Raw genomic sequence first — 12,243 nt, 5'->3', positions numbered from 1 at the left:
TAAAACACAATTCAACAGTTATTTAGAGGTCGATATGTCAACTAATACCTTAACCGATCGCGAGTGGGAAGTTCGATTGCTATTTCTCGAGGAAGTTCGAGATTTTTTAGCAGATATTGAGTCCGAATTAATCGGCTTAAGCGATCGCGGTTTACAGCGATCGGCGGCTAATAAGATTTTACGGGCTGCCCACTCAATGAAAGGTGGAGCCGCCATGATGGGCTTTCATAGCCTCAGTGATTTAGCCCACCGTCTCGAAGACTTTTTTAAAATTATTCAAGCAAATAACCAAACTGCGATCACCTCAGAAATCGAAAGTCTATTTCTGTCAGCGATCGATGGCATGGGCAAAATTACCACCATTCACAAACAGCGTAAAGCGCCTAAGGATGAATGGATTCAGCAACAGATTTTGCCCCCCTTTAATCGCTTGCATAAAATCCTAGGGGATTTGTCAGCACAAGATGAGGCAAATCTTCTGTCTGAAGAGGCAGGTCAGGATATGCGTGTCCTCATGTTTGCTACTGAAGTTGATGCTTGTCTAGAACGGCTCACAAATGTGATTGCCGATCCTAATTCGCAAGTATTGCGCGAAGAATTTGAAATTACTAGTCAAGAATTTGGCTGTCTTGGCGAAATGTTGGAACTACCAGCATTCACTAGTCTCTGCGAAGGCATTAGTCTCGCACTCGATAATAAAGATAACAGCCTCATCGAAGTAACCACTGCTGCTTTAGAAGCTTGGCGGCGATCGCAAGCTCTTGTCTTGGTTGGTCAATTTGATGCTTTACCAAAACGTTTTGAATTATCACCTCTGCCTGTAAAACCAGCAGAACAAACCATTCAAAAGGTTGTCGAAAAAGTCGCCGAAAATATTAATCCTTTTGATGCAGCTTCTATTGAGGAATTATCACTAACTAACACTGGTTTAAGATATGAGGATGAAACCCTCGCTCTCAATCATAGTGATCTCAATTTAGCAAATATCCAAGATATCGCAACGATTAATCCTTCCAGTGAGATAAGTACTGTCACCAATCTAGATAGCACCATCCGTATTCCTTTACGCCACCTCGAAGCCTTAAGCGATCGCTTTGGAGAATTAAATGCAGAGAGAAGTGGCTTACGTTTACAACTGAAACGGATGCGCGATCTTGTACAACTTTTAAATACCAGAATGCATGGCTTAGAGCAGTCTAATGCTCAACTTCGAGAAGCCTACGATCGCGTAGTCACTTCTTCAGAATCCTTGCTCCCTGTCATTACTGCCATCAATAGCCCAATTACAGGTAACTATGCTGAAGCATCTAGTGAAGGATTCTTACCCTATGCCAGTCGCTTCGACTTACTAGAAATGGATCGCTATAGCGAACTGCATGTACTATCACGGGAAATTATGGATAGCGTGGTGCAGTTACAGGAAGTCTCGAGCGATTTGGAAACAGCATTAACAGATACAGAAGGAACAGAACGGGAATTAGGGCGTGCCTCACGGCAAATGCAAACCGCGATCGAGCAAGCCAGAATGCGGATGCTCAGCGAAATTCTGGGCAGATTTCCCCGCTTACTGCGCGATTTGTCTCTCAACTATGGTAAGCAGGTCGAGCTAGTCGTACGTGGTAGTTCTACTTTAGTGGAGCGATCAGTTTTAGAAATCCTTGAAGATCCACTTCTACATCTGGTTCGCAACGCTTTCGATCATGGCATCGAAACACCTGAAGCAAGGATTGCTGCGGGTAAACCACCTAAAGGCAAAATCGAAATCGCCGCAGGTTATCGCGGCAACCAAACTGTAATCACTGTCAGTGATGATGGCAATGGGGTCAATTTTGCGAAACTACGCGATCGCGCTTTGCAAATGGGGCTAAGCGAAAGCGATCTGGATGGTTCTAGTGATGAAGCGCTCTTAGAATTGATTTTTGAAGCGGGATTTAGTACCGCTGATCGCGTCACCGAACTCTCGGGGCGGGGCGTAGGCATGGACGTGGTGCGGTCAAATCTGAATATAATCGGCGGTAATGTACGGATTGAAACCGAAGCTGGTAAAGGAACAACCTTTGTTTTGACCGTACCCGTATCACTATCGATCGCCCGTGTACTGCTATTTGAAAGTAATGGCTTACAGATGGCAATTCTCACCAGTGCGGTTGAGGAAATTTTGCTAATCCGCGATACTTCCATTCATACCGTAGCCAATCAAGAAGTATTAGATTGGGAAGGCTATTCTGTACCATTGTTACGACTTAGCGATCGCCTGCATTTTTCGCGTCCTCAATTCCAATTTGAGACAGAAAACCGTCCCGTTGTCGATGAATCGCTAATATTAATCGTCGCCAAAAATAATGTGCCCTTTGGATTGCAAGTTGATCGCTATTGGGGGGAACAGGAAGTCACCATTCGCGGTGTGCAAAGTGTAATCCCCATGCCGACGGGCTTTATGGGCTGTGCTATTTTGGGCGGCGGTAAAATTGTGCCGTTAGTCGATATCGATAATCTCCTCGATTGGGCGATCGTTGATATTGATGAAACACCTAGTAAACCTCTCACGCTCCCAACCAAGAATGATCGACGCACCACAATTCTCATAGTTGATGACTCCATCAATGTACGGCGATTTCTAGCTATGACCTTAGAGAAATCGGGCTATCGGGTCGAGCAGGCTAAGGATGGTTATGAGGCGATGGAGAAATTGCGAAAGCTCCAAACCCTAGCTAGCAGTTCTCTAGTCAGTGCTGTAATCTGTGATATTGAAATGCCTAGACTAGATGGATTTGGTTTCTTGGTGCAATCCCGTGGTGATGATTACTGCAAAGACATTCCTGTAATTATGCTCACTTCACGCAGTGGCTCTAAACACCGTGATTTGGCGATGCGTCTAGGAGCCTCAGCATATTTTGCGAAACCATTTAAAGATAATGAGCTGTTACAGACTTTGTCGCAACTTGTAAACACCAATTTATAAACAAGTTATAAATAAATTGCCAATAAATTATAAATATTATGTTAGTTACAAAGCCTATATCAAAAACAATCCGAACTTTAGGAGATCTGGAAGAAAGGTTTCAGTTATTGCCTACTCAAAATAGTCATTTTTTCCCTGAATGGCAAGAGAGTCTGCCTGAACTGACAAATATAGAGATAGAAGCGATCGATCAAATTTATCAGCGCTATTTCCGTCATCGTAAACATAGTTCTCTAGCGGAAGGTACAGTTAATCATCTGCTAGTTGCGCCTTTGCTAACCTTAGCTAAGCTTTACGATGAACCATTCTTTATCACAACAGAACCAAGTGTTAATTTAGAAATTGAAAATCAGAATGAAATTTTGCGTGGACGTATTGACACATTAATTATTCATCAAAGGCTTTGGGTACTAGTAGTAGAATCAAAAGATTCTCTGTCTTTCAATATAGCTCTACCACAGGCAATGACTTATATGATGGCAAATCCTAATCCATCTCAATTTGTCTATGGCATGGTTACTAGTGGCGATGAGTTTCTATTTATTAAAATGAAAACAGATGCTAACCCTGAATATGATTTATCCAACGTATTTTATACGCTAATACCCCAGCGCAATCAATTACGAGAAGTTCTACAAATTCTCAAACAAATTCGCTCAATAATTTTACAATAACTTTGCATGGCAGTTTGCATAGTACATATTAACTTCTAATTTCAACTATCAGGTATCAATTATGCCCGCCATTTCTTCCCTGCGATCGCAAAGACTTCTAGAACTACGCCCTGATATTGGACTCCAATATGTTGCTTTTCGACTCCGCATTGCTTGGTTTATCTTGCCAATAGAATCAATCTATCGTGCTATTCCGTTAGAGAAACAAGTTCCTAAGATTACAGCCGCAGGGGAAAATATTCCCATCATTGACCTTGGGAAATTATTATTTAGTCAAATCAAATTTCAAAGTAGTGATATTCAGCAATTAGTAGTTAATGGTGCAGTTGTTGCCGCTAAACCATCCCTAATCGTTGCCCGCAATCAAACGGATCATCTAGTAGGGATCCTAAGCAACTCACAACCCGCACTACAAAGAGTTTCTCAAGATGAAATCGTCTCTTTACCCACAACCTATAGTCAAAGATGGAAAGTAGACTTCATTACTTCCATGACCCTGCCCAATAAAGACCGCCCTTCCCTATTCATGATTGATAGCGATCGCCTTGCGGATACAGTTTTGAAAAGAAGTAGTGCACCCGAAAAGCAGTAGGTAATCAATTGATTTAAATCTAGAACAGTTCATTCCAATTGAAAGTAATATCGGGAAAAGCTCGCATTGCTAAAGTATCACCTTCATCATAGCGATGGATGTGTTTATAGCCTAATGCTGAAGGTTGGGAATATCCCTCGATCGCTTTTTTATTGACATCAAATAACCACATTTCAGGAATGCCTACCGATGCATACAAAGGTGCTTTCTCATGGCGATCATAATCAATGGAACTATCCGCCACCTCAATAATCAACAAAATATCCTCTGGCGTTGGCAATCCTGCCTCATAAAAATCATCACGGGGCTTCAAAATTGCCAAATCAGGCTGTGGCTGTGAATTATCATCTAAGCAAATAGAGTTTTGCGTTGAAACCATCACGCGATCGCCTAGTTTTTTCTGGATCAGTTTATCGAGACGAATAATACAGGCAACATGTTTTCTGCCAATGGGGGACATGGTTTTAATTTCTCCATTAATTAACTCAAGGCGATCGCCTTCATTAAAAACACCAGCTTCGTGCATGAGGTGATATTGCTGGGTTGTGAATTTAAACTTTGAGGTGATCGGGCTATCAGTAAGTAGCTGTACTGTCATAAAAGTTGATCTCCTTTTGGACAACATGAAGTCATTTTAGGCTGGTTCAATGCGATAAGATCATACTCACTACTCAAAACTTTGTTTCACATTAATCATGACCGTCAGTACCACATTCAAATTTTCCCCAGCCGAAATTAAGTCTGAAGGTTTGACCCTAGACGAATATCAAATGATTTGCGATCGCCTTGGTCGTGAACCCAACAAAGCCGAATTGGGGATGTTTGGCGTGATGTGGTCAGAGCATTGCTGCTACAAAAATTCGCGTCCTTTGCTCAAACAATTTCCGACCACAGGCGATCGCATTTTGGTTGGGCCGGGGGAAAATGCAGGCGTAGTCAAGATTACCGATGATATTGCGATTAGTTTTAAGATTGAAAGCCATAATCGTCCTTCGGCTGTTGAGCCATACCAAGGTGCAGCGACAGGCGTGGGTGGTATTTTGCGCGATATTTTCACGATGGGAGCGCGTCCTGTTGCGATTTTGAACTCACTACGCTTTGGCGAACTTTCCGATCCTTGGGTGCGGAGTCGCGTCAATGGCATCGTCAATGGCATCGCTGGCTATGGCAACTGTATTGGTGTTCCGACCGTTGGCGGCGAAGTTTATTTTGATAAGGCTTATAACCGTAATCCGCTTGTAAATGCGATGGCGATCGGGATTATGGAAACTAAGGAAATCGTCAAATCTGGGGCTGCGGGTGTCGGCAATCCTGTGGTTTACGTGGGTTCTACTACTGGGCGTGATGGTATGAAAGGCGCAAGTTTCGCCAGTGCCGAGCTTTCTGATAAATCCGAGCAAAGCCGTCCTGCTGTCCAAGTGGGCGATCCCTTTTTAGAAAAGTCCCTAGTGGAAGCTTGTTTGGAAGCTTTCAAAACAGGTGCAGTCGTTGCCGCACAGGATATGGGCGCAGCAGGTTTAACCTGTTCCACTTCAGAGATGGCGGCGAAAGGTGGCGTTGGCGTAGTTCTAGATTTGGATAAGATTCCTGCTAGAGAATCGGGCATGACTCCTTACGAATATCTACTTTCGGAATCTCAGGAGCGAATGCTTTTTGTTGCCCATAAGGGAAGAGAAGCAGAGCTAATTGAGATTTTTGAACGTTGGGGACTTCATGCGGTAGTTGCGGGAGAAGTTCTCGCGGAGCCGATTGTCCGCATTCTCTGGCATGGTGAAGTTGCGGCGGAGATTCCTGCAACGGCTTTGGCAGATAATACACCGATTTATCATCGTCAGCTAGCAGATACGCCCGACTATGCCAAGAAAGCTTGGGCATGGGATGAGAAATCTGCGATCGCCTCTTTCCCCGAAATTAATCCCAACGAAGCTCTATTGAAATTACTTGATACTCCTGCGATTGCTTCCAAAGCATGGGTCTATCGCCAATACGATCACCAAGTTCAAAATAATACGGTGATCTTCCCCGGAGGGGCTGATGCGGCAGTAATTCGTTTACGCAGTCAAGGTTTTGGTGCTGGTGAAGTAAGTTCTGCTCAATGCCAAATTAATTCCCTTGCGGGTGTTGCTGCCACCGTTGACTGCAATGCCCGTTATGTCTATCTTGACCCCTATGAAGGCGCAAAACTAGCCGTTGCGGAGGCAGCCAGAAATCTTTCCTGTGTTGGTTCTGAGCCGTTATCGGTTACAGATAATTTGAACTTTGGCAGCCCTGAACATGCGATCGGCTACTGGCAGTTACACGAAGCTTGTCGGGGTATTGCCGATGCTTGTCGTGAATTGTCCACACCTGTGACTGGTGGTAACGTCTCCCTCTATAACGAAACCATCGACTCCGAAGGTAACGCGCAACCAATCTATCCCACACCTGTGATCGGTATGGTTGGTTTAGTCGAAGATGTCACCAAAGTCGTCGGTCAAGGTTGGCAGAATGTTGGTGACGCCATTTATTTACTCGGCAGCGATCGCGCTAGTCTTGCGGGTTCAGAATATCTCGCCTCAGTTATCGGTGAAGTCACTGGTCGTCCCCAACCTGTTGATTTTGAGCTAGAGCGCAAAGTTCAATTTACCTGTCGCCAAGGCATCGCCCAAGGCTTAATCCAATCCGCCCATGATTGTGCTGAAGGTGGTCTAGCAGTAGCGATCGCTGAATCCTCGATTTCTGGAAAACTTACCGCACAGATTCAACTGTCTCTGCCAGACGGTTTAAATCTCACCCAACTTCTCTTTGGTGAAGGTGCAAGTCGGATTGTCGTTTCGGTTAAAGCTAGCGATCGCCCCACTTGGGAAGCTTATCTCACCAGTCAACTAGGTAATTCTTGGCAACATATTGGCATGGTCAGTGATGCAACTAGCAATTTGGAGATTGTTGTTGCGGGAGAAAAAGCGATCGCGGTATCTCTCGCGGAAATCACTAAAAACTTCAGTGAGGCTATTCCCAAACGCATGGGACATACACTATAAGGTTTTGCTTTTGCCTACGGCAAAAGCAAAACCCCTTTAGAGCAAGATTAAGTTCCAACTAGCGATCGCAGGTCAGCATCCATGAAACTGCGATCGCCTAAAACCTTGAGCATGGGACCAAGTGCGCCAAATTGGACAATGCTGAGTGAGGCAGCAGGAACATCAATGCGATCGCGATATCGACCCATATCAATTCCCAATAGGCTACAGAGAATTACGCGAATCGTTGCCTTGTGGGAAACAACTAACACATTTCCCGATGGATACATCTCTTGGATTTCAGCAATTACAAATGAGGCTCGGCTAGCAAGTTGGACGGCGGTTTCGCCACCTGTGGGAGGATTCCATGCAGGTTCCGTTAACCATCGCAGATAATCTTCGCTATAGTTCTCCTTCACAAACTCATTAGTTAATCCTTCCCATTTGCCATAGCGCAATTCTTTTAATCCATCTCGAAATTGCATTTCTATGTTGACGGCTCGGCATAGAGGTGTAGCTGTGGCGATCGTGCGTTTCATCGGGCTAACAAACACGGCATCCCATGCGATCACTTTATAAGCATCGCTAAAGGCTTGTGCCATTTTTTCGCCATTCTCTGTTAATTCAGGATCAAGCTCGCCACAATAGCCACCAGTGCGACTATAGGCAGTTTCGCCATGACGGAGTAGATATAATTTTAAGCTCATGATTCCTTATTGATTTGCTCCCCCTCTCCCATTGAGCCACGGTGTACACACAAGTTTACCTGTCTACGTTTCGATTTATCTAAGCCCCCTAAATCCCCCAATTCTGGGGGACTTTGAAAGACTTTTATTTTCTTGTCCCCCCAGAATTGGGGGCTAGGGGGCGATTAATTGTTGACTTGAATGGGTTTTATGACTTGTGTGTACACGTAACTCCTATGGGGAAGAGGGAGAGGGTTTAATGGGGATAGCGCCAGTTCACAATTTCAGGTTTATCGATGCCATGTTCGTAGGCATATTGACGACATTCGATTTGCTGATCGAGTAAGTTCTGCTTCGCATGAGCGCCGATATTTTGCAACTTAGGCACGCGATCGATCACATCGATCGCCAGACTAAAGCGGTCAACTTGGTTATTAATCGCCAACTCCAAAGGTGTGTTGATATTGCCTTTCTCTTTGTAACCGCGCACGTGGAGATTTTTGTGATTAGTGCGGCGATAGGCGAGACGGTGAATCAACCAAGGATAACCGTGGAAGTTGAAAATAATTGGCTTGTCTGTGGTGAAAAGAGAATCAAAATCGCGATCGCTTAAACCATGAGGATGTTCTGTATCAGGTTGTAGCTTGAACAGATCCACCACATTGATAAAGCGAATCTTCAACTCAGGGAAATGCTCCCATAGCAAGATCGTAGCGGCTAGAGCCTCTTGAGTGAGTACATCACCACAGCCCACCATCACCACATCAGGTTCCGTACCTTGATCGTTACTTGCCCAGTCCCAAATTCCTAAGCCCTTGGTGCAATGCTTAATCGCCTCATCCATGCTCAAGAATTGCAAATGTGATTGCTTATCAGAAACAATCACATTCACATAGTCGGTACTACGCAAGCAATGATCGGCAACCGATAGCAATGTATTTACATCAGGTGGTAAATAGATGCGCGTTACTTCGGCGCTCTTATTGACTACCACATCCAAGAAGCCGGGGTCTTGATGGGTGAAGCCATTGTGATCCTGCCGCCAAACTGTGGAAGTAATCAACAAATTTAGAGAAGCGATCGGCGATCGCCAAGGAATATCTTTACTGATTTCCAACCATTTACAATGCTGGTTGATCATTGAGTCAATAACATGGACAAAGGATTCATAGGTCGAGAAGAATCCATGTCTTCCTGTTAATAGATAACCCTCTAGCCAGCCCTCTAGGGTATGTTCGCTGAGAATTTCCATCACGCGCCCATCGGTAGCAAGTTCACCACCATCGGCATCTTCAGGCAGATATTCCGCAATCCAGAACTTCTTACTAACTTCGTAAACGGCTTGCAGTTTATTCGATGTATTTTCATCGGGGCCAAATACACGGAAATTCTCCATGTTTTGACGCATCACATCACGCAGGAATACACCTAATGGCTTCGTATTTTCCGCTTCAGTTGTCCCCGCCTTAGCAATATTTACGCCATAGTTGCGGAAATCGGGCATTCTCAAAGCACGACGGAGTAACCCACCATTTGCGATCGGGTTGGCACTCATGCGGCGATCGCCTTTTGGTGCAAGTTCCTTCAGTTCAGGGAGCAACTTACCTGACTCATCAAACAATTCATTAGGTTTATAGCTGAGCATCCAATCAGATAACATTTTTAAATGCTCAGGATTGTTGTGCATTCCTGATAGTGGTACTTGATGTGCTCTCCAGAATCCCTCAACCTTATGCCCATCCACTTCCGCAGGCCCCGTCCAGCCCTTAGGAGTCCGCAATACGATCATGGGGAATTTGGCACGTTGAGGAATACCCGTACTCCTCGATTCTTGCTGGATGCTTCTAATTTCGTTAATGCAATGCTCTAGGGTTGCCGCGATCGCTTGGTGCATTGACTCAGGATCAGAACCTTCTACAAAGTAGGGCTGATAGCCATAGCCAATAAATAGGCTTTCTAATTCTTCATGACTAATCCGCGATAGCACTGTCGGGTTATTAATCTTGTAACCGTTCAAATGCAGAATTGGGAGTACCGCACCGTCACGAATAGGATTAATAAACTTGTTAGAATGCCACGCCGTTGCGAGAGGACCAGTTTCCGACTCACCATCACCAACCATCACCACAGAGATCAAGTCGGGATTATCAAAGACAGTTCCATAGGCATGGGAAACGCTATAACCAAGTTCGCCACCTTCATGAATCGAACCAGGGGTTTCAGGTGTACAGTGGCTACCAATTCCCCCGGGGAATGAAAACTGCTTAAAGAAACGCTTTAGCCCTTCTTCGTCTTCGCTAATATCGTGATAAACCTCAGAGTAGGTTCCCTCTAAATACACAGGGCCTAAAATTCCAGGAGCCCCATGTCCGGGACCAGCAAGAAAGATCGTATTGAGATCATATTTCTTGATCAAGCGATTGAGATGGGTATAGACGAAACTCATTCCAGGACTTGATCCCCAATGTCCTAGCAAACGATTTTTGACATGTTCTGATTTTAAAGGTTCACGCAAAAGTGGATTTTCGCGTAGATAGATCATGCCGATCGCTAGATAATTACAAGCACGCCAGTAGGCATCGATCTTACGGAGTTCTTCAGCACTAAGAGGAGTCCCTGTAACGGTGGAACGAGCAATACCATAGCTACTAATCGACCCATGAATAGAGTTGTTCGATAGGTCTGGCTCAGACAATTTGAGAGGAGTAGATACCATAAAATTACGATTGTTCCTGTCAATAATTAGTGTTTTGACTTCTCACACCATAACCTTACATGAGATTTCTCTCTCTCTCTATTATATGTATATTTCCTTTAGATTTGCGTTGAGAATCTATTGATTATTACTTATAGTCAAGTATAGGGATCTAAGTCGTAAAAGCCTTTATTTAAAAGGTTTTAGCAAATAGCAAATAATCTCTAGTTCTCAATTAAGGACAGTTATTCTCAATTACTCTATACATTCTCAATTAACGAAAGCTTATTGATAATAACGTTAATTTCTATGCTATTTATAACTGCTGATATGGCAATTTAAGAAACACAAAATGGATCAAAGTGTGCGTATCAAGTAATATTTTCATGCCTATTAGCCTAGAAAATCAGCAAGAATTTCATCGGGTAATGGAGCATTAAAGTCGGGGGCAATAAAAATTTTGCCTTTGTCTTGTCCTGATACGCGAGGTTGACGTTTCTTCTTGGTAGGTGTGATTGTGGCTATTGCTATACCGTTTTCACAGATGATGATTTCTTTGCCAAGCAGGACTTGTCCCATTAGTTGAGAAAATTGTTGACTGGATTCGGGAATGGTGACGGTGATAGTCATTTTATTTATTAGCAGTTGCAAGCGATCAGCTTTATTAGCAGTTGCAAGTGATCGGCTGACCACGAAATCATTTATTTTTCAGTTAATTCTTTAAGATCGCTACTCTCATATTTTGCTATAGGCTAGCAAATATTCAGTTTATCTTCTCTCTGAACTAGTAGCACTAGTTTATATTGGTTATCGATTTTCTCAATGATGTGATAGCGGATCATTAGAATAAGTCTGTTTCCTAAATCGCACTAGCCCAAAAAATTGCGCTATGCTAAATAAAGTTTCTTAGTAAAGATGCAAGGTAAGAAATGATTACCCAACCAATGGTTCAGCCATCATCACTCATACCTGTAGGGATGAATATTGTTCCTTTAGGTAATGTCTTTCTATTTCAGCTCACAGATGATTTACAAGATCGCTTAGAAAATCTTCTAGATCAAAAGAAAGCAGATGCCCTCACTAATGAGCAAATTGCTGAACTTGAAGGTATTACGGAACTATCTCGTATCTTTACTCTAATTAATGCCCAAATTGCTGAAAAAGCCGCATGGTGTCCTCTCAAGCCAGAAAATTTGTCCAAGAACGCGCCCGAAGTCTCTGTGAATACTGCCATTCGCCAGAATATCTAAATAGCGATCGCTTTACAATGGAGCATCTTCTGCCGCAATCTTTAGGGGGTACGGATGATGTGGACAATCTTGCACTTGCTTGTTCACGATGTAATGGTCGCCGCTACAATTTTATGACGGGTATCGATCCTGAGACGGAAATGGAAGTAACTCTTTTTAACCCACGTCAACAGAACTGGTCAGAGCATTATGTTTGGTCGGTTGATAGATTACAGATTGTTGGTAAAACCGCAGTTGGTCGCGCTACTTGCCACAGACTGGATCTCAATGACGATCACCACAATGACAAATTTATCATTCGAGCGAGAGCGTTATGGCCTAGAGGTGGTTGGCATCCTCCCGATGGTGATCCTTGTTTGTAAGCTGCGATCTCGCAAACCTTCGC

At 43.8% G+C, this 12,243-nt stretch carries 10 protein-coding genes; 6 read left to right on the top strand and 4 right to left on the bottom strand.

Features of this window, described 5'->3' with window-relative positions:
• Nucleotides 1–34: 34 nt before the first annotated feature.
• From HC246_RS12380 to HC246_RS12370, 3 genes are all read left to right on the top strand, one after another.
• On the top strand, nt 35–2,962 hold the full coding sequence (locus tag HC246_RS12380; RefSeq protein ID WP_169363651.1) for a hybrid sensor histidine kinase/response regulator: 2,928 nt from the start codon (nt 35–37) through the stop codon (nt 2,960–2,962).
• Nucleotides 2,963–3,000: 38 nt separating this feature from the next.
• Nucleotides 3,001–3,636, top strand: a complete 636-nt coding sequence (locus HC246_RS12375; protein WP_169363650.1) for a type I restriction endonuclease subunit R — start codon at nt 3,001–3,003, stop codon at nt 3,634–3,636.
• Nucleotides 3,637–3,697: 61 nt separating this feature from the next.
• Complete coding sequence (locus HC246_RS12370) at nt 3,698–4,228, top strand: chemotaxis protein CheW (protein WP_169363649.1); 531 nt, start codon at nt 3,698–3,700, stop codon at nt 4,226–4,228.
• 19 nt (nt 4,229–4,247) lie between these two features.
• Here the strand turns inward: HC246_RS12370 and HC246_RS12365 are convergent, their stop codons facing one another.
• The gene (locus tag HC246_RS12365) at nt 4,248–4,826 is read right to left on the bottom strand and encodes a Uma2 family endonuclease (protein ID WP_169363648.1); all 579 of its coding nucleotides are present in this window, start codon (nt 4,824–4,826) and stop codon (nt 4,248–4,250) included.
• Between the two features lie 97 nt (nt 4,827–4,923).
• Here HC246_RS12365 and purL point away from each other — a divergent pair, with 97 nt between their 5' ends.
• Complete coding sequence (gene purL / locus HC246_RS12360; protein ID WP_169363647.1) at nt 4,924–7,248, top strand: phosphoribosylformylglycinamidine synthase subunit PurL; 2,325 nt, start codon at nt 4,924–4,926, stop codon at nt 7,246–7,248.
• Nucleotides 7,249–7,295: 47 nt separating this feature from the next.
• On the opposite strand, the gene HC246_RS12355 is transcribed toward purL, so the two are convergent.
• From HC246_RS12355 to HC246_RS12345, 3 genes are all read right to left on the bottom strand, one after another.
• Nucleotides 7,296–7,934, bottom strand: coding sequence for a histidine phosphatase family protein (locus HC246_RS12355; RefSeq protein ID WP_169363646.1), 639 nt, complete (start codon nt 7,932–7,934; stop codon nt 7,296–7,298).
• 235 nt (nt 7,935–8,169) lie between these two features.
• Nucleotides 8,170–10,629, bottom strand: a complete 2,460-nt coding sequence (locus tag HC246_RS12350; RefSeq protein WP_169363645.1) for a phosphoketolase family protein — start codon at nt 10,627–10,629, stop codon at nt 8,170–8,172.
• Nucleotides 10,630–11,001: 372 nt separating this feature from the next.
• Entirely contained in the window at nt 11,002–11,238 is a 237-nt protein-coding gene (locus HC246_RS12345; protein WP_169363644.1) for a type II toxin-antitoxin system Phd/YefM family antitoxin, read from the bottom strand.
• A 299-nt stretch (nt 11,239–11,537) separates the two neighbouring features.
• Here HC246_RS12345 and HC246_RS12340 point away from each other — a divergent pair, with 299 nt between their 5' ends.
• Together HC246_RS12340 and HC246_RS12335 are read left to right on the top strand one after the other, a co-directional pair.
• Nucleotides 11,538–11,858 (top strand): hypothetical protein, encoded by a 321-nt coding sequence (locus tag HC246_RS12340; protein ID WP_169363643.1) that lies wholly within the window; start codon nt 11,538–11,540, stop codon nt 11,856–11,858.
• Complete coding sequence (locus HC246_RS12335; RefSeq protein ID WP_169363642.1) at nt 11,777–12,220, top strand: HNH endonuclease; 444 nt, start codon at nt 11,777–11,779, stop codon at nt 12,218–12,220. Before HC246_RS12340 ends, HC246_RS12335 begins: the two co-directional genes overlap by 82 nt.
• The last annotated feature ends 23 nt before the right edge of the window (nt 12,221–12,243 follow it).

This window comes from Pseudanabaena yagii GIHE-NHR1 (assembly GCF_012863495.1).
Classification (GTDB): domain Bacteria; phylum Cyanobacteriota; class Cyanobacteriia; order Pseudanabaenales; family Pseudanabaenaceae; genus Pseudanabaena; species Pseudanabaena yagii.
This window is presented reverse-complemented; position numbering and strand designations above follow the sequence as displayed.